General features: G+C 34.7%; 18 protein-coding genes. 10 read left to right on the plus strand and 8 right to left on the minus strand.

Translation table 11 applies throughout. The features are described 5' to 3' along the window. Window positions 1-8: 8 nt before the first annotated feature. From ACM9HF_RS11115 to ACM9HF_RS11130, 4 genes are all read right to left on the minus strand, one after another. A complete protein-coding gene (locus ACM9HF_RS11115) occupies window positions 9-2357 on the minus strand; it encodes a TonB-dependent receptor (protein ID WP_473607892.1) in 2349 nt (782 codons plus the stop codon). Window positions 2358-2745: 388 nt separating this feature from the next. Beyond that, window positions 2746-3498: a winged helix-turn-helix domain-containing protein gene (locus tag ACM9HF_RS11120; RefSeq protein WP_473607895.1), complete on the minus strand. Its 753-nt coding sequence runs from the start codon at window positions 3496-3498 to the stop codon at window positions 2746-2748. 20 nt (window positions 3499-3518) lie between these two features. Beyond that, the gene (locus ACM9HF_RS11125) at window positions 3519-5027 is read right to left on the minus strand and encodes a hypothetical protein (RefSeq protein WP_473607898.1); all 1509 of its coding nucleotides are present in this window, start codon (window positions 5025-5027) and stop codon (window positions 3519-3521) included. 441 nt (window positions 5028-5468) lie between these two features. After that, a complete protein-coding gene (locus ACM9HF_RS11130; protein WP_473607902.1) occupies window positions 5469-6428 on the minus strand; it encodes a LysR family transcriptional regulator in 960 nt (319 codons plus the stop codon). A 137-nt stretch (window positions 6429-6565) separates the two neighbouring features. Between ACM9HF_RS11130 and ACM9HF_RS11135 the strand changes: the two genes are divergently transcribed. The 4 genes from ACM9HF_RS11135 (at window position 6566) to ACM9HF_RS11150 (ending at window position 12449) form a co-directional block, all read left to right on the plus strand. Further along, window positions 6566-7498, plus strand: a complete 933-nt coding sequence (locus ACM9HF_RS11135) for a sodium-dependent bicarbonate transport family permease (protein ID WP_473607905.1) — start codon at window positions 6566-6568, stop codon at window positions 7496-7498. A gap of 53 nt (window positions 7499-7551) precedes the next feature. Then, window positions 7552-10113, plus strand: coding sequence for a phosphoenolpyruvate carboxylase (gene ppc / locus ACM9HF_RS11140; protein WP_473607908.1), 2562 nt, complete (start codon window positions 7552-7554; stop codon window positions 10111-10113). A 119-nt stretch (window positions 10114-10232) separates the two neighbouring features. Continuing rightward, entirely contained in the window at window positions 10233-11981 is a 1749-nt protein-coding gene (locus tag ACM9HF_RS11145; protein ID WP_473607912.1) for a CHASE domain-containing protein, read from the plus strand. A 42-nt stretch (window positions 11982-12023) separates the two neighbouring features. Continuing rightward, window positions 12024-12449, plus strand: coding sequence for a response regulator (locus ACM9HF_RS11150; protein ID WP_473607915.1), 426 nt, complete (start codon window positions 12024-12026; stop codon window positions 12447-12449). Between the two features lie 34 nt (window positions 12450-12483). Here ACM9HF_RS11150 and ACM9HF_RS11155 read toward each other — a convergent pair whose 3' ends face one another. Further along, complete coding sequence (locus tag ACM9HF_RS11155) at window positions 12484-12936, minus strand: hypothetical protein (protein ID WP_473607918.1); 453 nt, start codon at window positions 12934-12936, stop codon at window positions 12484-12486. Between the two features lie 39 nt (window positions 12937-12975). Continuing rightward, the gene (locus ACM9HF_RS11160; protein ID WP_473618291.1) at window positions 12976-13626 is read right to left on the minus strand and encodes a class I SAM-dependent methyltransferase; all 651 of its coding nucleotides are present in this window, start codon (window positions 13624-13626) and stop codon (window positions 12976-12978) included. Window positions 13627-14052: 426 nt separating this feature from the next. Here ACM9HF_RS11160 and ACM9HF_RS11165 point away from each other — a divergent pair, with 426 nt between their 5' ends. Then, the gene (locus ACM9HF_RS11165; RefSeq protein WP_473607922.1) at window positions 14053-14220 is read left to right on the plus strand and encodes a hypothetical protein; all 168 of its coding nucleotides are present in this window, start codon (window positions 14053-14055) and stop codon (window positions 14218-14220) included. A gap of 167 nt (window positions 14221-14387) precedes the next feature. Here ACM9HF_RS11165 and ACM9HF_RS11170 read toward each other — a convergent pair whose 3' ends face one another. Beyond that, a complete protein-coding gene (locus ACM9HF_RS11170) occupies window positions 14388-16667 on the minus strand; it encodes an FAD-dependent oxidoreductase (RefSeq protein ID WP_473607925.1) in 2280 nt (759 codons plus the stop codon). A gap of 578 nt (window positions 16668-17245) precedes the next feature. Between ACM9HF_RS11170 and ACM9HF_RS11175 the strand changes: the two genes are divergently transcribed. Together ACM9HF_RS11175 and ACM9HF_RS11180 are read left to right on the plus strand one after the other, a co-directional pair. Next, entirely contained in the window at window positions 17246-18019 is a 774-nt protein-coding gene (locus ACM9HF_RS11175) for a helix-turn-helix domain-containing protein (protein ID WP_473607929.1), read from the plus strand. Window positions 18020-18685: 666 nt separating this feature from the next. After that, window positions 18686-18892 carry a cold-shock protein gene (locus ACM9HF_RS11180; RefSeq protein ID WP_077341181.1) on the plus strand — a complete coding sequence of 69 codons (207 nt, stop codon included), beginning with the start codon at window positions 18686-18688 and terminating at the stop codon, window positions 18890-18892. Between the two features lie 573 nt (window positions 18893-19465). Here ACM9HF_RS11180 and ACM9HF_RS11185 read toward each other — a convergent pair. Next, window positions 19466-20008: a type II secretion system protein gene (locus ACM9HF_RS11185; protein ID WP_473607936.1), complete on the minus strand. Its 543-nt coding sequence runs from the start codon at window positions 20006-20008 to the stop codon at window positions 19466-19468. A gap of 191 nt (window positions 20009-20199) precedes the next feature. Here ACM9HF_RS11185 and ACM9HF_RS11190 point away from each other — a divergent pair, with 191 nt between their 5' ends. The 3 genes from ACM9HF_RS11190 to ACM9HF_RS11200 are packed head-to-tail and all read left to right on the plus strand — an operon-like array spanning window position 20200 to window position 25359. Beyond that, the gene (locus ACM9HF_RS11190) at window positions 20200-23289 is read left to right on the plus strand and encodes a response regulator (RefSeq protein ID WP_473607939.1); all 3090 of its coding nucleotides are present in this window, start codon (window positions 20200-20202) and stop codon (window positions 23287-23289) included. Between the two features lie 11 nt (window positions 23290-23300). Next, window positions 23301-23699 (plus strand): response regulator, encoded by a 399-nt coding sequence (locus tag ACM9HF_RS11195; protein WP_473607941.1) that lies wholly within the window; start codon window positions 23301-23303, stop codon window positions 23697-23699. Continuing rightward, window positions 23689-25359: a diguanylate cyclase gene (locus tag ACM9HF_RS11200; protein ID WP_473607945.1), complete on the plus strand. Its 1671-nt coding sequence runs from the start codon at window positions 23689-23691 to the stop codon at window positions 25357-25359. The genes ACM9HF_RS11195 and ACM9HF_RS11200 overlap by 11 nt, the downstream gene beginning before the upstream one ends. Window positions 25360-25390: the final 31 nt, after the last annotated feature.

Consider the following 25390-nt stretch of genomic DNA (forward strand, 5'->3'; position numbering starts at 1 on the left):
TCTCTAAATTAAAATTCGTATGTTGCTGTTAGTTTAGTATTAGCAGCATTACCAAGATACATAAACGAACCAGAGCGATATGCTGCAGTGTAGTATGTTTCATCGAATGCATTACCAATATTTAATCTAAACGTTAACGCTTCAGTGGCATAGTAGTTAGCAAATAAGTTAACAACTTGGTAGCTAGGAACAACAATGCTGTATTGGTTGTTAACAAAATCGTAACCAGCAGCAGTATCAGGTTGACCAGCATACATTTCGCTTTGGTAAGCGTAATCACCACCTACTACAAATGAGTCGTTTATTTCATAACGTAACTGTAAGTAAACACTCTTTTCAGCAAAGTTACTTAATGCTAAACCAACATTACTATTCTCTGTAGGATCTGCAATTTCTGGATATTCAGTATAAGAGTCTGTTACTTCAGAATCCATAATTGTTGCAGAAAATTGTACGCTTAATGCATCAGTAATGTTACCAACTAAACCTACTTCAATACCTTTTACTTTGTTTTCACCCGTATTTAATGAACCTAGAGCAGAATAGTCATCTTCACCTAAGCTTTCCATTACGTCAGATTTAGTAATTTGGAAAATTGACGCTGAAAGTAAGTAATTGTCATCAATCATTACTTTAGTACCAATTTCAAAGTTTTGTACACGCTCTGGTTTTGAATCTTTTACTTGTGAAGGGTCACCACAGATACCACCGTAACCACAGTTTGCACCTAAGTCTGACTCGCCACCGTTAATGTTAGTTGCAGTACTGTAGTTTACATAAACGTTAACATCTTCAGAGAAGTCGTAAATTACGCCGATGTTACCATTGTACATAGTGTCTGAATAAACATAAGGAGTTGCAACACCATCACTTATCGTTTGACCATCAAAATCAAAGCTATCAGCTCTAAGTCCGTAATATACGTCAAGTTTATTAGTTACATGTAAAGTATCGATCATATAGAAAGAAACCGTTTCAATATCGTTAATTGAATCAAGACCTTTATCTTCGTATGTTCTACCCATTACTTGATTAATGTTTTCTATGAAATCACCTGCACCATCAACAATACAGAAACTATCAGATGCCCCACGACGACCATTTGTTACACAATTAGTTGCGTTTGAGTAACCTAGGTTATACGCACCGTTTTTAACTGTTTCATCTGTATATTCAAAACCAAAAACAAAGTTATTCTCTAAACCAAATAGTTCAGTGTTTAAAAGTAAGTTGAACTGAGTGCTAACATAATGAACATCTTGGTAACCATTATGAGAACTTAAAGATACAGTCTCTGCACCTGGAGCAACTGGGTCAGAATCCGCACGCGAAGTGCCACTTGCACCTGTAGTAATGTAACCATTACTTGTTTCGCCATAACGCGTTGCATTGTAGATTGAAACATTATCGTTTACTTCATATTCAGTTCTTAACGTAAATGTTTTTACTTTAGATTTTAAGAAATCTTCGTCTTGAGCATAAACAGGAATATCTTCAACAGGTTCACGCGTATCACGATTAAAGTAGCTACCTAAGTCAGAAATATCTTCAGCGTCTAAATAGTAACCATCAGCAATAAACGATAAGTTAGCTGTTGGTAAATATACACCTGATAATTGCACACCATTTCGTTCACTTGATGCACCTTCACGACCTGGCTTATCTTTATCTGATGTTAATGCATTAATACGAACAGCAGAGTTTTCAGAAAGTGGTAAGTTATAATCTAACGTTACACGTTGGTATTCATCTGTACCTAAACCTGCATCTACACGACCAAAGTTATAGTTTACAGAAGCTTTTTTAGTAACACTGTTTACAGCACCACCAGAAGAACCACGACCAGCAAATGTTGAGCTTGGACCTTTAGTAATTTCAACACGTTCAGTGGCGAAACTTTCACGCGTGCTCATACCTGGATCACGTAAACCATCAACAAACACATCACTACGCGCTTCGTGACCACGAATAATGTAACGGTCACCAAACGCATTACCGTTCTCACCTGTACCTAATGTAATACCCGCTTGTGCTGATAAAATATCTTTAAGGTCAGTTTTACCTGCTTCTAACAATTGATCTTGTGTTAATACCGTGATCATTTGAGGCGTGTCGACAAGTGGTAGCGTACGGCGTAAATCACCTGACTCATCGTGTAAATAAACTGAAGTTCTTACTCCGTGAACTTCCATTAATTCAATCGCTTTTTTAGACTGATTTAATTCACATTTAGTTGATCCATCATCTTTACAATTATCCTTAACATCTTCTGCGTATAAACTACCGCTAGAAAAAACGAGTGCAGCTGTAATTGCTTGAGCACCTAGCGTTAATTTATTATTTTGGTTTGCTTTCATGATTTGAGAGATCCTGTATTTCATTAATGTTTTATTTTTAATTGCGCGCATTTTAGAGCAACATTAATCTAAATGCAAACCAATATCATTTAGATTGTAGTAATTATTTATTTATATAAGCGATTTTTAAAAAAAATATATTAATGGGTCTATACAACTCTATGTATATCAAACGAAAGGCTGATGAAGGAGCGTTAATTAATGAATAAATTGTGGTAATAAATAATGCTAAATACGTTAATGAATTCAGCTATTTTATAGGGAGAATAAAGGATAGTAACGATGTGGTTGGTCATTAAAGCGGCTATAAATGACTAACTGGTTAATGTGAGTAAAATAAGAAGTAATATCTAAACCTTACCTCTTATTTTATTCTACTCACTTTTTATTATGTAACTTCTAGATTTGTATTCGGTAGGTCATTGTTCGTAATTGAATCATTAATTAACACAAGAATGTATCCGTTACCGCGTATACTTTTAATGGTAGCGCTGTTATTTAAAGTACGTAGCTTGCGCCTAATATTAGAAATATGCATATTAATACTTTGGCTACAATACAAGACATTACGTTTAAAAACACTCTGTGCTATGTCTTCTCGAGAAACAATTTCACCATGATTCGTCATTAATAGATTCAATAAATCAAATTCTATCCCTGTTGTTACAACTAAATTGCCGTGATAATAAAGTTCACGTTTATCACGGCATAATAGAAAAGGTTGTAACTGCAGTTGATTTTTTCCACCTATTATCAGGTCAAGCTGTTTTCGTCGAAAAAAAGCTTCAATTCGCGTTAATATTTCCTCTTTATGAAGACTTCTTCTTAAACAGTTATCAGCCCCAGCTTTAAATATCACTAAGGCATCTTCTTTCACGCCATCAATCAAGGCCCATATAACTAGAGGTGTTTTTTTCCGAATATACTTAATTACATCAACTAAGTAGTCACTTGATTTCTGTATATCAATAAAAATCAAATCAAACGAATTAGCCATCACCTGTTTAGCTAGTTCAACCAATGAAGAACAGTGAATTAACTCGGTGTACCTTGCTTTTAAACAATGAAACAATATTGACTGCTCTCGCGTTTCATCAGTTATATTATCGCTTAAAATCAAGATACGTTTATGAAAATTCATAGTTACTAAACCTATATTAATTACTGTTCAGCAAATGTAGCTCGGTAACCTGAAGGCGTAGAGTCATCATTTTCTAACACTAAAAATTGAGGTTTAGAGTCTTCATTTAACACAACTTCAAAACTAGTTAAAATCAATTCACTTGTATCATCTTGTGCAACGACATACACAGTATACGTATTATTTAATAAGGTAATTGAACCTGAAAGGCCATAAGAAACAAGTTGACTATTAGGAGTAGAACTAATCATTTCATTATTTCTTACGAAATACACCTTCACAAAACTAAAGTCATCTGATTCGATGAAATTAATAGTCGTTATTTTATGATCATAAATATTACTAACATTTGTATTATTAATTGCTAACGAATGAATAGAAACTTCAACCTCATCAACAATACCATCGTTATTTTCATCAACGTCACCGTCACCGTCATCATCAACATTCGTTTCTTGTAAATAAAAGAATACTGTTTTATCCGAGTTTTCTGGCAAGGTTAATAAATGATTTTCAATAATAACGCTGTTCGTTTCAGGAGTTGTTAGCGATATGCTGTAGTCTCCATTTTCTTGTACAAGCTCTTCACTAAACGTACCGTAAGAAAAAGAATTGATAGTGGCCGAGTGAGTAAGGTTTTCAATGTGAAATATTAAATCACCTTGATAATCAGGTAATAAATCATGCGTTTTAATTGCGTTAAATGCTTTAAAAGTACTTTGAGTATTTACATCAATATATTCTGTAATAGAAGAGTTAGAGATCAAATCAACAACATAAGGAGAACCGTTGTCTGTAGTACTTTTTCTTATTGAAAGAATGTATTGAGATGGAAAAGCAAAGTCGATTTCGTCTGATTCAAATACCACTTCATTAGTATCAGTATCAACCAAATACATAATGTAAGAATCTTGATCAAACTTTTGATTATCTAGCAACGCTTTATAACTAACTTGCCCTACTAATACAGCTTCGTTGAAGGTTTCATCGTCTTTAGAGAAATACATACTAATATCTTTATCACTTTCAAACATATTCAACACTTGTATGTTAAATAAATCATCATCGATATCATCTTCATCGTCAATTACAGCAACGTCATAAGAGAGTAATTCAGGCGCATTAACATCACCATTCAACACTAATAATTTCGTTGACTCTTCAATAATGTTTACATTTCCTTCTAATAAAATTTCTAAGTCATCCCTAGATTTTCCATCATCATTTTGAAAAGCGATTTCATAAGCATAATTTCCAGTGTCAACACTTGAAATACCACTTAAAGACTTAAAACTAACACCTGAGTATGTTTTTTCATAAGCATCTTCATCTTCATCGGTTAAGTCTTCATCAATCGTTAAATATATAGCCGGAGAATTAGCCGACAAGTTATAAAATCTTAAATTACCAATTGTATCCTCTTCATCACTTGAACCACATGCAGAAAGTAAAATTACACTTATAAAAACGATAGACACTGAGTGAAACCAAGACCTAACACTCAAATTAAAACTTTTTTCTATATTCATTAATAAACCTTATAAAATAGCAACAAAACAACGAATGGATAGCTAAAACGACATACTTTTAGCTTAACGACGTAGACGTTATTAATATCTTTTAAGTTCTTTGTAAAAGTAAAAATTTATAATTCTTTACTTTTATTTACATAATAAACAGGCCTTAAAAAACAGTAATTTTGTTTAAAATCAACAAATTAAAATAGTTGCACACGTTGTAAATAAATTTCACATTAATGTAAAAATTTATTTCATTGAGTTATGCTAGCTACCTATCAATTGTTGCTATGACTTTTCATGAATGTGATTAAAATTTGATGAAAAAAAAAGATAATTTACTGAAAATCAAATACAACTAGAGCGTGTTATTTGCTTTAACTCAAAGAGAACCTAATTGAATGATTGAAGAAAAACCTAAATAACATGAGGGTTATTATCCAACGAATACACTTACCTAACGCCTTTATCGATACTTGCTCCATTTTTCCTGTTAGCCGCTATTTTCTTCTGCAATAAGGTTAAACCTTCTTCTTGTAAATACTGATAAAACAGCTCAGCCAATACTGTTTGGTTTCTGTTTTTGGTGCGCGCTAAATACCAATGGCTTTGTATTGGAAAATGCTCAACATCTAATCGAGCTAAGCTCACCTCTTGCATATAGTCTAAGGTGTGACTACTTAAAATAGACAAACCTAAATCAGAAGCTACTGAATGCTTAATGGCTTCGTTACTTTCAATAGTCATTTTAGCTTTAAGCTTTAACTTATGGAGTTTGCAAAAGTCGTCAATACAACGTCGTGTACTTGACCCTAATTCCCGCAATAAAAAAGGATAATGAGACAATCGATTTAAACTAATAGGCATTTTTTGCGTTAATTCGTGATTAACTGGCGCAACAACCACTAGCGGGTTATCTAGAAAAGGTTCGGCTATTAAATTGTCTGAATCTGGGCATTGGCTAAATACGTAATAATCATCTTTATTTTGATTAAAGCGTTGAATGATTTTTTGACGATTACCTACATTTAATTCAACATCAATTAGCGGATAACGCTTACAAAATTGCCCCAGTAAAATAGGTAAGAAGTATTTAGCGGTAGACACTACCCCCAGCTTTAAAACACCTGATTTTATCCCTTTTAAGTTATCTAATTCAATTTGTAGCTTATTCAAGCCAAAAAACATTTCGCGTGCTGTGCTCAAGGCCGCTTCGCCCGCTTCAGTCAACTCAATACTTCGGCCATTAACGTGATACAACTGCAACTCAAGCACTTCAGTTAAGTTTTTTAATTGAATAGATACCGAAGGCTGAGATATATGCAAGGCTTCAGCAACTTTAGAAATATTTTTATGTTCGGCTAACGCTAAAAATATTTGCAGTTGGCGCAATGTGGGCATTCTATTCGACATAATATTCCTTAAAAAGGTTTTACACCCAAAAGTATAGACATATGTATATACTTTCAATAAAAATTATATATTTTTTATTATTAATAAAGCAAATTATGATACGCCTACATTTATATTAATGAATAGTTTTTACGGTTATGGCTCAATTTCTCCCTGACATATTAGCCTTCTTTTTTATAACAGCATTCATAGCACAACGTTTTTCAGTTGACTTAAGGCTACCTGATGCCGCTTACCAACTAATCACTTATATTCTATTAATAACGATTGGTTTAAAAGGCGGGCAAGCAATTTCGTCAAACGCGAGTTTAACGTTAATAGGAGAAAGTAGCTTAGTTATAGTCATGGGGTTGGTTATAACATTCGCCGCATTAATGTTTATTAAAATCGGTTCAAAATTAAATAAAAATGATTCTGTAACACTCGCGGCTCATTATGGTTCAGTGAGTGTGGGTACTTTTGCTGTAGCAGTAAGCTTTCTAGAAATGCAAGGTATTAGCTATGAACTAACCCTTAACTTATTTGTTGCTTTACTTGAATTACCCGCAATTATTCTGGGTTTATATTTACTCAGCGACAAGCAACATAAATTAGATGTTAAAACGATATTAGCTCACAAAAGCTTAGTGTTAATTGTAATAGGTATGCTGATTGGTACTTTATATGGCGATATTTCTCAGCCTATGACAAACAATTTAAAGCCTATGTTTAGCGTAATGCTAGCCTTATATTTAGTGCATATGGGCGCATTAGCAGGTAGCAAAATTTCAGATATTGGCCCAAATAAATATTTCATTATTTGCTTTGGGATCGCAATGCCTATAATTGGCGCAAGTATTGCGTTATTTGTGGCATGGCTAATTGGTTTAAGTCATGGTGGTGCCGCTTTATTAACAGTATTGGGTGCAAGTGCCTCATACATTGCAGTACCAGCAGTGTTTGAGCAAGCCCACCCTGAAGCCAATGTTGCTCAGGCTTTATTTGCTTCACTGGCTATTAGCTTTAGTTTCAACGTTATTTGGGGCATCGAGCTTTATACTGGTGCAGCCAAATATATAACAAATATATAAATTAAATTCTTATTCATCGCTGTATAAATTAAAATTTTTTTAAAGGAGCTGGTATGTTAGAAAACATTCAACAAAATGTGCGCGAATTAGGTACATTACTAGGACAAACCATAGCTGATGAGCAAGGCGCTCAATGGCTTGAAAATATTGAAAAAATGCGACTGCAAGGTCGAGACATAACCGCGGGTGATGCCAGTATAGTTGAGCAATTACAACAAACTATTTCAAACTGCTCAGAAGCTGACTTATTAATTTATGCCCGAGCTTTTAGCCAATTTTTAAATTTAGCGAATGTGGCTGAGCAACAGTACACCACTAGCCCACAAGGGTTAGATGAGCTAGATCATGCACATCCGCTAGAAGATTTAAAAGAAAAGCTTGGCAACGTATCGGCTGAAAAATTTACCCAAGCGTTAGAAAAGCTTCACATAGAGTTGGTATTAACTGCGCACCCTACCGAAGTTAATCGCAGAACCTTTATTCATAAATATAATCAAATTGCTCATGAACTTGATCATAATAACAACGCGTCGTCTCCTCGTATTACTGAGCTAGTAGAACAAGCTTGGTACACAGATGAAATTCGCCAGCAACGCCCTACTCCGTTAGACGAATCGCGTTGGGGTTTAAACACTATTGCTAATAGTTTTTGGTTTGCTGTGCCTCAGTTTTTAAAAGAGTTAAACCAATTAAGCCAAGACTTAACCCAAAAAGACTTACCTATTGATTACAACCCAATCACTATGGCGAGTTGGATGGCGGGCGACAGAGACGGCAACCCATTTGTTACCGCTAAATTAAGTGAACAAGCTTTACTGAATGCTAGGCTAACGGCAGCAAAACTTTACCTTATTGATTTTGAACGCTTATATTTAGAGCTTTCAATGCGTAAAGCATCAGAAGAATTACTTGAAGCAGACGTAAATGGTGTAGGACCTTACCGTACTCAGTTAAAACACGTTATCGAATTATTAAAACTGAGTATCGAGCAGCTAAACAAAGGCGAAACTCAAGGTATTCTAAATAGCTCTGATCAACTTAGATTACCTCTCATTGCTTGTCGCGATAGCTTATTGTCTGTTGGCTTAAAAAACGTAGCCAACTCTTTAGTTGTAGACATGATACGTAAAGTAAATTGTTTTGGTATTTCTCTGGTTAGGTTAGATATTCGCCAACACAGCGAGCGCCATGAAGCTGCTGTTGCAGAAATAACCCAAGCATTAAACATGGGCGACTTTGCAGCATGGGATGAGAAAAAGCGTCAAGCCTTTTTAGTTGACGAGATACAAAACCCTCGCCCATTACTTCCTAAAAAACAGTGGTCTGCCGATACTCAAGAAGTGTTAGACACTTACGCGATGATTGCATCACAACCTGCTGAGTTATTTGGTATTTATATTATTTCAATGGCGAGTCAAGTTAGTGATATTTTAACGGTAAATTTATTACTAAAAGCTTCTGGCGTAAGCTGGAAAATGCCAATAGCACCATTATTTGAAACGTTAGAAGATTTAAATAATGCGCCAGCAGTAATGGCCGAGCTATTTACATTAGAGAGCTATAAAGAATATTGTGAACAACAACATCACGTAATGATAGGTTACAGTGATTCAGCTAAAGACGCAGGTGTATTGGCAGCAACTTGGGGGCAATACCAATGTCAAGAAAAGCTGGTTGAAGTATTTGCAGAAAAAGACATTAAGCTAAAATTATTTCATGGCCGTGGCGGCACAATTGGCCGTGGCGGCGGACCTGCACATGCCGCTATTGCCTCGCAACCTCCAGGTTCTTTAGATGGTGGTTTACGTGTTACTGAACAAGGTGAAACCATACGTTATAAGTTTGGCTTACCTAACTTAGCAACTCGTAGCTTGCATTTGTATGCATCAGCTATTTTAGAATGTTTAGTAACACCACCACCTGCGCCAACGGCAGAATGGCGAAAGCTAATGGACGAAATGGCAAACGATAGCTGTGATATTTATCGCTCTTATGTACAAACCAATAAAAACTTTGTTAAATACTTTAGACAAGCAACGCCAGAGCAAGAGCTAGCGTCATTGCCTTTAGGTTCACGTCCTAGTAAACGTAAATCAGACGGCGGCATAGAGTCACTTCGCGCAATTCCTTGGATATTTGCATGGAGTCAAAATCGTCTTGTTGTACCTAGCTGGTTAGGTTTAGGTGGCGCTATAGAAAAAGCCTATCAAGATAATTCAAGCGTAATTCACGACATGTTAGAAAGCTGGCCTTACTTTAAGTCGCGTATTTCGCTTACCGAAATGCTTTATACCAAGTCTGACGAACAAGTTTCAGCCTTATATGATGAGGCACTTGTTGACGATGACTTGAAATACATGGGTGCAGAGTTACGTGAACAACTTGCTGCCGATAAAAAAACATTATTGAATTTATTAGCACAAGATACATTGCTGCAAAACGATCAATGGAATTTCAGCTCGTTTGAATTACGTAGAGGTTATTTAGCGCCGTTACATTTAATACAAATAGAAGCATTGAAACGTTTACGCCAACAACCTGAACATCCTGATAACGAACAGTTATTGATGGTAACGATGGCGGGCATAGCAACAGGTATGAGAAATACAGGTTAATATTGGATTAACCCAATTTGAATAATCAATTGTTTAGCCTAGAGCTACATTAATGAATCAAATGGGTGTAAATGTACTATATTACAGGGAAGTAATATTGTTTTTTGTAGGAATATATAATGGAAGAAGCACCAATCAATGGTGATCAAAGAGAAAAATTAGTTAATGCTGGAAAAATGAATTTTGTTCATTGGTTAATTGTCGCTATTTCTGTCGCTTTAACCTTCACAGCATGGCACTTCACAAAATCACAGTTAAATCAAAAGCTTGAGTTGAAATTCCAAAGATATGCTGAACAAGCAATTGATTTAGTCAAAGAAAGAATGGGGTTATACGAAAATGCCCTTTGGGGAGGTGTAGCCTATATTGACGCCACAAATACAGACATTACACATACCGACTGGCTAACTTATGCCAACAGTTTAAAAATTGATACTACTTACCCCGGCATCAATGGCATAGGTATCATCTATAATGTACAAGCAAACCAGTTTAATAGTTACATGGAAAAACAACGCGATCTTAGGCCCAATTATAAAGTTCACCCTAGTCATAACGAATCGGAATATTGGCCAATAACTTATATTGAGCCTGTTGAGCACAATAAAAAAGCTGTTGGCCTTGATATCGCTTTTGAAATTAATCGATATTCATCTATTAAAAAAGCACGTGATTCAGGTAAGGCTCAACTAACAGGGCCGATCATCTTAGTGCAAGATGATAAACAAACACCCGGTTTTTTGTTTTATACGCCCTTTTATAAAAATGGCCAAAAACCAGAAACAACGGCAGCTAGAAGAGACACTATTGTAGGCGTTGTTTATGCTCCTTTTATTATGAAAAAACTCATGCTAGGAACTTTAGCGAAACAAAACAGACATGTAAGTATTAGAATAAGTGATAACGATAGTTTACTTTTTGACGATAATACCTATGGAACTTCTAACGATTATGATCCTAATCCTTTATTTTCAAAAAAAGTGGATACTTATTTATATGGTCGAGTATGGACATTTGATATTCAATCAAATATCGACTTCAGAGAAGAGTCTAACGCAGATCAGTCTTTTTTCATTTTAATTGGTGGTTTAACTGTTGATGCATTTTTACTTGGGGTTTTTATTTTTCTCACAAGAGCTAATAGAAAAGCATTAGCCTACGCAGATAAAATGACTACGGTATTACAAGATAAAACTCAAGATTTAGTGAAATCTAATCGCGATTTAGAAAAATTTTCTTACGTTGCTTCACACGACCTCAAATCCCCCCTTAATTCAATTAAACAATTGGCTCATTGGATTAATGAAGATTGCGGAGAAATATTACCTAAAGAATCGCAAAAACATTTAAATATGCTCATACTACGTTGTGATCGGATGATGAAGCTATTGACTGATTTGCTTGATTACTCTCGAATTAATCGTACCGAATTTAAAAAAGAACGTGTCAATTTATACGATATGAATCAAGATATAATATCTTTAGTGGATATTCCTTTAGGGTTTACTTGCACCGCTCCAGATGTTGAAATTAATATTCCAGCTTCCCCATTAGAAATAGTACTGAGAAATTTAATTTCTAATGCAATAAAACATCATGACAAAGACAGCGGTAAAATCAGTATATTATATAATAGTAATAGCGACTCACACATTATTAGCGTAGAAGATGATGGTCCTGGTATTCCAGCCGAGTTTCATGACCAAGTCATGCTAATGTTTCAAACCCTAAAGCCAAGAGATAAAGTAGAAGGCAGTGGAATGGGGTTAGCTATGGTGAAACAAATAGTAGAACATTATGGTGGCAATATAAGCATAGTTTCAGACGGTAAACACGGAACAAAATTCGTTATAAAATGGAAAAAATAAGATCAATTCCCCCTATACAGTTAATTAAATTTTGGAGCTCTAATGACATCATCAAAACCCAGTGACGTAACATTATTTTTAATCGAAGACGACGATGTTGATGCAATGACAATAGAACGAAGCTTTATTAAACAACGTATTGCGAACCCTATTATTAGAGCTTATGACGGTATTGAAGCTTTAGAGTTATTACGAAACAATACCGTTCCTCGCCCTATGGTGATATTGCTCGATTTACAAATGCCACGTATGGGCGGAATAGAGTTTTTAAAAGAATTACGTGCTGATGAAGCTTTGTCTGATCTTGTGGTATTTGTTTTAACAACATCTAAATCTGAAAGCGATGTTGAGCAAAGCTATCACCAACACATAGCTGGTTATTTTACAAAAGGTGAAGTAGGAGAGAAATTACTAGGCGTTGTTAATACATTAGATAGTTATTGGAAGATAGTACATCTTCCTGAGTAAACGACACGTTGATTTTTACTCATTCATTTAGCGGTTAAAAATCAAAACTTTTAATAATAAAATACTCCGGCCAAGTTTCTCTCACTTGGCTTTCCCATTGTTTATCGTTTTCACCATTTGGCAGTTTTCGTAACCAATATTTAGCCCACTTACTCACGCTTTTTCCTGATTTACTCAACTTTAATGGAGAGAATCGGCATTCGTAGTTACAGCCATTATATTCAACCATTTGATGATTTTTAGTTCGTCGGTATAAAGCCATTAACTTAGCGCTAATAATTTCTGCTTCTGTAAAAGCGATTAGTCCTTTGTTTTTTAAATCATTTAAAATGGCTGCTTTTTTTATACAAATCTCGTTATGGGCATCTATATGAGGGGTATATACCATGCCAGACAAGCCATAAATAGATTGTAGCTCTCTAACCGCAAGTGCTTTTAGAGGCTTTAATGTTTCGTTAATTTCATTTAAATCATTAATGGAATACATGTATACCTCCTTAAAAAACTAACTTGCCAGATAAATATTTTAACGTTCAAACGTTAAAATATGTCCTTTAAATTCATGCTCTAGGTAATCGGTATGAACAGGTTTTTTATGGGAAGAGGTAAAACCAAATTCAATCATTTTGGTACTTAATTTACTCTTACGCCCTCTACCCGGATCAACAAGAATAACTTCACATTTAGGCTTTGAATGGTTTTCAATGAAATTGGCTAATAAGTCAATGTGGCTATCTTCATAAAGTAAATCGCTACCAATAATTAAATCGAAAAGACCCAGTTTGTCTATTTTACTTGTCCAATCAACTTGCTCAAATGAAATGTCGCTATCACCATTAAGTAGGGTGTTTCTTTGTAAAAAAGTTTTAACTTCAGGATGGTAATCGGTTGCAGTTATATCAGCACATTGTTTATTCAATAACAAACTAGATAAAGCCATACCACAGCCTATCTCTAATATACGTTTTGACTGTGTTTTGTAATCAACAATATAATGCGCAAGTACCAAACTCGATGGCCAAATAACACCAAAAATAGGCCATGAAGCAGACGATATACCTAATTTTTCAGCAACACCAACAGGATCATGAAACTCTTGTTTATCACGTAAGGTACACAGGTGAATATCTGTTTTACCAAATTCGACGGTTTGGTAGCATAAGCGGAGGTTTGTAATTAGCTTGCCTCAATAATTGAGCGCTGAGCCAATTATCAAGGATAGTGACAAAACGAAGGTATGTATTCTGTTAGATTACAGCAGTGAGCAATAAAGACAATATATTTGCATAATTATAAAACTTTAAGCGCTATTTTCAGTTATTTACTAATAATGCTTGTTTATTATTTGTTCGTACTATAGACTCTCCTCCGTTCAAGTGCTGTATTATCATAAAAAAGAAAACTTCACTCGAATTTAATAAATATCTTATTGCTCTGCCTTTCCTTGACCACGTCAGTTATCTTTAGATTTTTTTACTTAGTTATTGTTTTATCTTCAACGAATTATTTCCTGTAAATCTTTATATTTGAACCAAAACAATAATAACACTTTGTTTATATTAGGTACTTTTACCAATACAAACGCTTATATTAGAGTTTTATAATGTCTTATACATATAACGGACAACAGATCCGTGTAATGCAACCAGTGCATTCAATTTCTGTTAATCAAAACCGAGTTGCGATCAAAGATGATCACGGATTAAGTTATGTTACTTTTTCAAATTCATCTGACTTTAAACAATTTCTTTCTTGGTTATCTCAAAGCTAGTATTTAAGTAACTCGAATTCGTGATAATTACCTTGAATTGATATCGCTCAAGTGCTCTGAAATAGCTTCTTGATTGGTAACGGGTATATAAATAATAAGCGATTTCAACAATAACGCATCTGAGTTTGAAACAGACCTCTGTATCAAACTCAGATTAACAATATTGACTAACTTACAATGACAGAAAATACAGATACAGGAATATCTTCCTCTGTTTTTTCAAATTGAAAAGTTAAACTCTGCGCTTTAATTGACTGTTCAAAGGTTATTTTATTAACCGTTTGATAATTTCCAACCACCTCGTGAAGTAAAGTTCCGTCTTCTTTTAATATTTTATAGTTTGCAACACAAAACGGTATCCGTTGCTCTGGATGACCCATTAAAGAAGATTCAAGTGGATGATCAAAGTCGCTATCAAAATGAATAACAACTGAGTTAATCTCTTTTTCTTCAGACCACTTAAGTGCCAACGTTGGATTACGATCATTAATATCAGCAACCCAAGCATTACTGCTAAACCAAGGTCTTGTGTAGCCATTAATAATATTCGCGGCTGAAAAGTCTTGTATGGCTGGCGTGATTTCTAGCGCAAGGTTTTTTCCACCAGGACGTCTTTCAGGGATCCAAAATTCAAACTCGTCTACACCCAGATCTTTATCTACCGTTTGTTTACCGTTATTAGATACCGCTTTGTTAGTACCATTAAATACTGAAACAACACCTGTTATTCTTTCATTTGAGTATTCAACTTCTATATTTTCGTTTTTCAGTAGGCACATAAATGCATAGTGAGAATCAAGAAGCGTGGCGTCAAAATCAAGCGTCACTTTATGTTCACCTTCTGTTAGCGCAATTTCCTTTTCGGCTAAAGTCACATTAGGCGTGTAGTTTTCTTGTTTATCGCTCACTCGTAATTGGCTAACTAAGGTTGTATTACATTTCGCTTTAACATTAATCGTAAAGGTATATTTAACATTGGCTGTAAGCGGCAATAATTGTGCGGCACTAATGACTAAGGGTTTAAATTCGCCGTTTGACTTTATGTGAGTTAAAGACAATTCACTACTTGCTGATATTTCAGCTGAACTAGCAATATTATTACTTTTTACTAGAGGTATATGAGGAATAAAGTGGCCTATTTCATTGAGCTCTTGTTGAAGTTTCCCTAAGCTAGGCTGCGCTAATAAGTCTTGAGGTAATAAGTTATCTTTAATACACAAAGCTGCTGCTGCACCAACGACTTGTCCGCCATGACCTGAAGTTGCCATAACGCGCGTTGAACCAAAAGCGATATGTGAAGCACTGATAATACGGCCAGCGATAAATAAGTTATCAATACCTTGGCTCATAAAACAACCTAATGGTATTTGATAAATACCTTTAGCATGGTATTGCTCACAAGGACTTTCATCACTAAACACACCTCCACTTGGGTGAAGGTCAATCGCCCATCCGCCATAAGAAATAGCGTCTTCGTGAGATCTTTGTTCAACTATATCTTTTTGGGTTAGCATTTTATGGCCGATAAAACGTCTGCTTTCACGCTTACCGGGAATTGTTCCTACCCACTCTAGCGATAAGTTTTCTACACCATCAAATTTACCGCTGTTTTTTATGTGATCCCAAATCATGTAAACAACAGACCATAAAGCCCATTTTATTTCTTCGGTTCCATGAATAGTGTCTTCTGTTCCACCGTATTCTATCCACCATAAACGAATACCGTCTTCACCTTTATTAACACGTGATAAACGTTCTTCAGAAATTTTGGTATTTTTAGCATACTCAGGTGGTATAAAGTCGACAGGCTTTCCTACGTCTTTACTGTAGAAAAACAAGGTGTGACCCAATAACTCTGTTTGTTCTTCATCAGGAGCCATTTTTTCATCAAATTCATTTTTAGATTCAGCGCCAATAACAAATGGTGCTCCTGACATAAAACCTAAAATACCGTCACCTGAAGCATCACAAAACAATGGCGCGTCGATTAAATATTCTGTGCTGTTTTGTGAACAAAAAGCTTTAACCGATTTTATTTTAGTCGCACTCGACTTTGTTGCATCATAAACGGCAGTATTAAGTAACAAGGTTATGTTTTTTTCTGCTTTAACTTTATCAAGTAAAATGGTGTCAAAAATAACCGTGTTACCTTCTTTATTTTTATAAAGGTTTTCAATTAAAAGCTCATCAATAATGCCGCCTTCTCTTGACCAGCGGTTATTATTACCTAAATGAGAAGTTGCGCCTAAAATCCAAACACGAATCTCGCTTGATGCACATCCGCCTAATACAGGGCGATCTTGAACTAAACATACTTTAATACCTGAACGCGCTGCATTTATGGCACAACAAACCCCCGCCATTCCTCCACCAACAACAACTAATTCGCTTTGCAAAGAAACTTGTTTATTTTTACGAGAACCGGACTCTAAAGCCATTCTTAACATAGTGGTAAGCTCCTAATATTTGTAATTTTTTTGGCAATTGATTAAAAAGATTTTCATATAACTAACAGGCTTAAGAATAACCCTTCTCGTCAATCAATATATTGCTGACATGGATCTAGTACTTAGATTTCGTTGAAAACGCGAAACCTTTGCCTAAAAACATTTATTGTTCCAGCTCTGTTCTCTACCTTGAAATGGTATAAGAGTTAAAATAACAAACGCATTATGTATCTATAATAGATACCACTCAAGTTTTAAATAAATATAAATAATTAAATTAAGAATAGCTACCTTAATATATACCCGTTACCACTCAAGATACGTATTTCAGAGCACTTGAGCGATATCAATTCAAGACAATGCTTTGTAATAATGGTCGTTCCCTTATAAAAAGCATTAACGAAGAAGTGATTTTGCTCAAGCGCTTCTTCGATGGGTCTAAAAATAGGTAAATTATAAAGTGCACTAAGCGCTAAAATACGAAACCCCTTGCATTCAATTGAACCATAGCTTTATTAGATATAAAATATGATTTATACCCTCCCTATTCTCTTACACACATAAAATAAGGATTTGGCATGACACGCTCTGTACCCTCAGTCGTTAATAATGAAAAGCTTGGTAAATACGGTAGTCAATTAAACCAAGGTCTTATTCATGGAATAGAAGCGTTGCAAGGTATTGCCTCTAGCGATCACCCTTTGGGGAGTCGAGAACTATCTAGGATATTAGGATTAGATATTACTAAAGTTAATCGTATGCTCAGAACTTTGGCGTACCTTGGCTTAGTAAGACAAACCCCTGATAGAAAATATACCTCTGGTCCAGGCATGCACGTTCTAGCGGCGCAAAGTTTATACGCTACTGGCTATGTTAGACATGCCATTAAGCCATTAGAGTCATTAAAAGAGTTAGGTTTAATTGTTGCTATGGGCGTTTTATGGCAAGACAAGGTGACGTATTTATATCACGCTCTACCTGGTATGGATTCTGTTGATGCTATGGGCAGATTAAGTTATTACCCTGCAACATTAAGTGGTGTGGGTTTATCTTTATTATCTGAATTAGACGATAACGAAATATCTCATTTATACGAAGGTAAAAATATTGATGGGTTTGATGACTTTGATTTACTAATGGAGAAAATAACCGAAATAAGAACACTGGGTTACGCAAGAGTAGAAACAACAGGCTCCTCTCTTAAAACCAGTAAAACTTATACTCTTGCAGTAAATTTAGGACAACCCGTATATAGCGCCATTGCCTTGTCGGGCTGGTTACCCGAAGCGTCTACAGAAGAACTTATTGCCGTGTTAAACGAAAAAGCAAAAGAAATTGAACAAACTAAATAACCAGAGTTCAGGTTAAATAATATTTTAGGCAAAAAAAAAGCGTTTACCTAAAAAAGTAAACGCACTATAAACACATGAAACACTAAGGGAGTAAAGTCTCTCGTATAGTAAGAGCACTTAATTGCAGTAAAGTTCCTTTTTTGTGAAAAAAACTTCATTTTTTATTTAAAATAACATAGCTCTTTCCTACCAAATAACAATAAAATATTGTAAATCAAATAAATAAAGATATTAATTTCACCAATAATTAATATTAACCCTGATTAAAATTTATATTAATTATATATTCAAGCTAATAAGAATAGATGGTGTTACACTGACAAGCTTATTTTTATTTCCCTTCTCTTTTAAGGTAAGCAGCTTTACTGTTTATCGATCTTTGGTTGTGATTCGTAATGTTTGTATTCATTTGTTTAGAACAACTTTTGAGTCTAATAGATCTTCAGATTATAAATTTAAAATAAAACATTAAAGCAGTTAAAAATAATACCTAAAGCATTAATAAATTGCGCCAACTTATATGAAGAATAAATGGTCAATCGGTTATTGTGATTAGTATAAGATCCCATTTAATATTTTAGGGTTAAACAATTTCAAGCGATTGTCGTAATGGTGATAACAACAATGGCTTTTTTAAAACTCACCATAAGATAAAGAAAATACAATATGAGTAAAGGTATAGTTAAGTGGTTCAACGCCGATAAAGGTTTCGGTTTTATTACACCAGAAGACGGTAGTAAAGATCTTTTTGTTCATCATTCAGAAATCCAATCGGGTGGCGAATATGCAACATTAGCTGACGGTCAAGCGGTTGAATTTGAAGTTGGACAAGGTCAGAAAGGACCATGTGCTAACAAAGTAAGCGCTGTATAATTACTAGCTAACTTATTCATTTGAGCGGGTTATTTCTTTTAATATAAAAAAATAGCTTTAGCTCAAATATTAACACTAAAAAATGTACACTCGTATAATCCCCCCCTTCATTACTCGTGTTTAAATGTTAAATCCCCACTACCTTATATTAAGTTAACTAACATCTCCTCCGTTCTACCGACCTTTATCGATTAATAGCTAACCTCAGCTCGGGATAAGCAAAGTTACTCAACAAGCTATTTTTATGTCTAACTTCGTTGAATTTATTACTAATAGCCAGCTATTAGATAGAAAAATTCGCCTTGTTATACACAAAAACATCAATGTTGAGAGACTAATATAGCTTAAGAAAATAACGATATATATTAAATTGTTGTTAAGTAATAGTTTTAATTCATTCGCTAACATTCATTAACCCGAGTTGAGGTTAGCTAAATTTTAAGCAAAAAAAAGCGTTTACTTAAAAAAGTAAACGCACTATAAAACATGAAATACTAAGGGGAAATAAAAGTCTCTCGTATAGTAAGAGCATAACAATTCAATTAAGTTCATTTCTTTTTAAATTATTTTTAATTAACAACCTGTATTAACCGTTGTTAATACAGGTTCACCTAAAGCTTTCCAGTGATATTCAAAATAACAGTTAGTGGCTTTAACTTCATCTTGAGTGGGTTGGTCTTTAGAAAGTACATTTCTCGGAGCAGCCGCAACAGCATAACTACCATTTAATACATAAATACGGTATGCCCAATCGTTAACATTCAGGCCAGCTCCTTCGAATATTTCAGGGGGCGAAGTATAATCAGCAGAAAAACTAGTTGCTGTCGCCATTGCTGCCCACGGCTGATAATTACTGCCTTTTACACCTGAAAACTCAACTACATCCTCAAAACTGCTTCTTGATGTAATTGTTTTAGTTTTAAATAAAGAAACTGAAGATTTAATTGCTCCTACAGCACCTTTTATAATAGCGGTATTAGCATCTGATGTTAGATTAATAAATTTAGGGAATGCTGTAACAGACAAGATACCTAAAATAACAATAACAACAACGAGCTCAATTAAAGTAAAACCTGTATTATCCGATGGCAATAAATTACTTTTTATTGTATTCATTAATATCTTCTCTTTTTAAAAGCCACTATTTTCCCTATTCAAATAATAGCTTATATACCCGTTATCATTCAACATACTGTTCCACTGAAAGCTAAAAACACCTTTATACCCAAAGAATATCGCTATTTGTGATCCTCCATACTAAACTAAATTCATAATAATCATTAAAAATAATGTTTTTGGGACTGAATGTGTTAGGTAAATACAAATTAGGTTTACGATTTAAGGTGGCTTTTGCGTTAAATACGTTGTTATTTATATCTTTATTTACAACAGGTTACACTAGCTATCAACAGTCACAAAAAATTGCCGAAAATAAAGCGATTGAAGTACAACAAAGCCAACTAAAACTACTCAAACTTAAAATAAAATCAGCATTAAATGAACATCAAAATATTTTAATGTCGTTACGTGATACACCTCCAATACAAGCAATTATTGATGCTATTAACAATAACGGTACAGACTCTAAAAGTAATGAATCTTTAAAAGTATGGCAGCAGCGGCTTAATACCATATTTTTTTCCTTTGTAAATAATCACTCACAATATCTTCAAATTCGTTATATAAAAAGTAACGGTGAAGAATTAGTGAGGGTGGAAAGAAAAGCCAATAATCGCATTAACATCGCAAGCCAGGGTGAATTACAAAACAAATCGACTGAAAAATACGTTGTGGAAACCATAAAAATGCTTCCTGGGCAGGTTTATTATTCTGATGTAAACCTCAATAAAGAATACGGTAAAATTCAAATCCCGCATGTTCCTGTACTACGTATAGCCACGCCTGTGCACAATGCTTTAGGAGAAGTTAAAGCACTAGTAATCATTAACCTATCTACAGACGTATTATTCAATAATGTGGTTTCAACTGACCACGGCATACGTAGCTATATTGTGGATCAATCGGGAAATTACATTAAGCATAAAGATAAAAGTAAATCATTTGCTAAAGAACAAGGGCTTGATTACAACTTTTACGATGTAGAACCACAATGGGCAGAGCAAACAAAAAACAATGAAGAATTAATGCAATTAGCTAAAAATTCAACTGAACTTTTTGGTTTTCAGAAAATATTCTTTGCTCCTTATGATCATGACCGATATTGGCTATTAGCGATACACATTCCCGAAGAGATTGTTTTTTCTGAAATCAAGCAAGCGCTTGATCGTATGATACTTATACATATATTTATTGCTATTTTATCTGTAATCCTTATTTTCTGGTTTGTCTCCAAAAAAATTCTCTACCCTATATTAACGTTAGCCAGTAGCGCAAAAAAATTACATCACGGTGATTTATCAATACGCCTTGATCCTAAGTCAGTAAAAGATGAATTTAGATTACTATATTATTTAATGAACAACTTTGCTGAAAACCAACAAAACAGTACCTTAAAATTAGAGCAAAAAATTGCCGCGCAAAACAAAAGACTCTCTGCGGTTATTGATAATGTAGTAGATGCTATTATTACCATTGATGCCTATGGAAAAATAGAATCATTTAATCGCGCAGCCACAACTATTTTTGGTTACTCTGAAGATGAAGTAATAGGCAAAAATGTAAAGATGCTTATGCCTGATCCCTATCAAAAAGAACATGACGGTTATCTTGCACACCATAATAAAACTGGTGAAAAGAAAATCATAGGTATTGGTCGTGAAGTCACAGGCAAAAGAAAAAACAATAGTACTTTCCCCATGGAATTAGCAGTTAGTGAAGTTTCATTAGATGATACTAAGTACTTTGTTGGTATTGTGCGAGATATCACTGAACGTAAGCGCATTGAGCTTATGCAAAAAGAATTTATTTCTACTGTAAGTCATGAACTACGCACCCCACTAACCTCAATCAGTGGTTCACTCGGCTTAATGCTTGGCGGTGTAACGGGTGAGTTACCTGAGAAAGCCAAAGAACTACTGGTTATTGCTAATAATAATAGCGAAAATTTAATACACCTGATTAACGATATTTTAGATATTGAAAAAATGTCAGCGGGAAAAATGTCATTTGATCTAAATGTAACCGATATAACTCCCGTAATTCTCAATGCAATTGAAGCGAATAAAGGTTACGGAGAAAAACTGAATGTATCATTTACATTCAGTTCAACACTTACAGCTCCATTGATGGTCAATATTGATGAAAAGCGTATTGAGCAAGTTATGTCTAATTTACTCTCAAATGCTGCCAAGTATTCACCGACTCATGAAGTGGTAACGATTACGCTAGAAGTTATTGCAGATGAAGTGCATATTTCAGTACATGATCAAGGAAAAGGCATACCCAAAGCATTTAGAACACATATATTCGATAAGTTTTCACAAGCCGATAGCTCAGACACTCGCCAAAAAGGTGGCACTGGATTAGGACTACACATCACTAAAGCCATTGTTAATGAACATAATGGACGAATTGATTTTAGCTGTGATAAAGGTAATGGGACAACGTTTAGATTCACGCTTCCTGTATACAAAGAAGCACCGCTAATGGCTGATAACAATGAAATTATAAATCAAAAAGCATTAATTTTGATTATTGAAGACAATATCGATATTGCTCGCCTATTAAGCATGATGATCAAAGATGCAGGCTATAATTGTCACCATGCTTATGACTATCAACAAGCAAAAGACCTCATCGCGACCAATCAATACGATGCAGTCACCTTAGATCTTATTATTCCGGGTGGCAACGGGCTTACCCTATTGAAAGAGCTACGCAGTAAAGAAGAAACAAGACAGTTACCCGTTATTATCGTTGCGTCACCTAATGAAGATAGCGATAAAGTTAAAGCAGGCGACAGTATAGAACTTGTAGATTGGCTAGAAAAACCAATACAACCTGAGCAATTGGTTAAATCAATTCGAACAAGTTTAGCCATTGAAAAACAACAAAAACATCATATTTTACATGTTGAAGATAATTCAGATATCATCACAATTGTGAACTCTCTACTGATCGATAATTATCAAATAAAACAAGCACCAACTTTAGCTGAAGCAAAGCAATTAATTGCACAAGAAAAGTTCGATTTAATATTACTTGATATAGGCTTACCTGACGGTTCAGGCTTAGACTTATTACACCAGTTAAATGATAACGATAAAAATATTCCTGTGGTGATCTTTTCTGCTCATGATATTCCAGTAAATATTGCTCGTCAGGTTGTAGCAACATTGACTAAATCTAAAACAGACAACAATAAGCTTATTCAAAAAATACATGCTGTTATTCACAGAAAACATGAAAAACATGAAAAACATGAAAAGTTGAACTAGGATTAATAACTATGCAAGAACTTATTCGAATTCTTTATGCTGAAGATCAAGTCGATATCCAACAAGTGGCTACGCTAGCACTGGAAACTGTCGGTGGTTTAACCCTAAAAACATGTAACACGGGTTTAGAAGCTGTTGATGCTATTCACCCTTTTAAGCCACAGTTACTTCTTTTTGATGTAATGATGCCCGATATGGATGGTCCAACGGCTTTAGCAAGAATTCGTGAAATTGATCAATATAAAAATATCCCAGCCATTTTTATGACAGCTAAAGTACAGAGTAAAGAAATACAAAACTATCTTGATATGGGCGCACTTGCTGTTATAGCAAAACCTTTTGATCCTATGACTCTTGCCAATCAAATTAAAGAAATATGGCAACGGAACCAGCAATTACATGACACCTAACAACACAATAGACATCCAAGCTGAACTTGAGCAATTAAAATTATCATTTATAGATAAAATTCCTGCTTATGTTACTGAAATTAAAGATGTTTGGCATTCATTAAAATTATCACCTCAAAATCATGAACAGGCTGAGTTATTGCACCGTTTAGCTCATACATTAACGGGTACTGCAGCCACCTTTGAACTAGAGTCCTTAGCTATAGCCGCTAGAGAAATAGAGCAGTTACTACGAAACTTTTCTTCTCCTCCTTCTACAAAACTTCCTGTAAAAGAAATAGAAATCGTACTTAAAAAACTCTGTGATGCCTCAGCATTAGTAGATAAAAACGCAGTATCTAACCAACCTGTTTATGTTACAGCAGAAGGTCAACCAATAAGCGTTATTCCTAATGACAGCAATAACCTTATTTATATTATTGATGAGGACAAATACTTCACTCACACTATAAAGTTACAAATACAAGCTTTTGGTTATCAGGTAGAAACGTTTAACTGTATAAATTTATTTAAACACGCACTCAAACATCAAGACCCTACAGCGGTGATCATGGATGCAATGTTTGATAACACTAAAACAGCAGGCATTGATTATATAGCTGAAATTAATAGTGAGCGTGAAATACCTCTACAAACCATTTTTATTACAGAGAGTAATGATCTAAAAACACGTTTAAGTGCAGTACGCGCCAATGGCTTTGCTTATTTTACCAAACCCGTACTAATAACATCATTAGTAAGTGCACTCGACAAGATCAGTTATAAAGTGCAAGAGAGTCCTTACCGAGTATTAATCGTTGATGATTCACCAACACAAACTGAATACGCCGCGCTAACATTGCAACAAGCAGGCATGAAAACTCGCGAAGTAAACGATCCCTTTCTATTACTAGATGCATTAAATGAGTTTTCACCTGATATTATCCTCATGGATATATACATGCCTAAATGTACGGGAATTGAATTAAGCCAAGTGATACGCCAAATGGAAAACTATATGAGTACGCCTATCATGTTTGTGTCTTCTGAAGATAATTTAGGCAAAAAACTCGGGGCGTTAAGCATAGGTGGCGATGACTTTTTGACAAAACCCGTTAAACCTTGGCATTTAGTTTCAGTTGTTTCTAACCGAGCACTACGCGCACGATTAATGCGAAGACTTGCTGAAACCGATGGCCTCACAGGGTTACTCAATCATACTAAAAGTAAAGAGTGTTTAAAAAATGAGTTAGATCGAGCAAAACGCGATAACACTCCCCTTTCTTTTGCCATGTTAGATTTAGATTTTTTTAAAACAATTAATGACAATTATGGGCACCCCGCTGGTGATCGCGTATTAAAAAGCATCTCAAATATATTTAAACAACGTTTACGTAAATACGATATTGTTGGCCGTTATGGCGGTGAAGAATTTATTGTTATTTTACCTAATACTGACGCAAAAACAGCAGAAGCTATTATTAATACTTTAAGAACACGTTTCAGTGAACTTACCCATTACAGTAAAGATAAAGAATTTCAATGTACTTTTAGTGGGGGAATTGCTGCTTTTCCTGATTTTGATAGCGAAAAATCGATTAGTAACGCAGCAGACCAAGCCCTTTATCAAGCAAAACAAATAGGACGAAATCAGGTAGTCATAGCAAAGAAAAAAGAATGAATTAACCTGAGTTCTGGAAGGTAAAGCGCTC

Source organism: Colwellia sp. RE-S-Sl-9, assembly GCF_048296855.1.
Lineage (GTDB): Bacteria > Pseudomonadota > Gammaproteobacteria > Enterobacterales > Alteromonadaceae > Pseudocolwellia.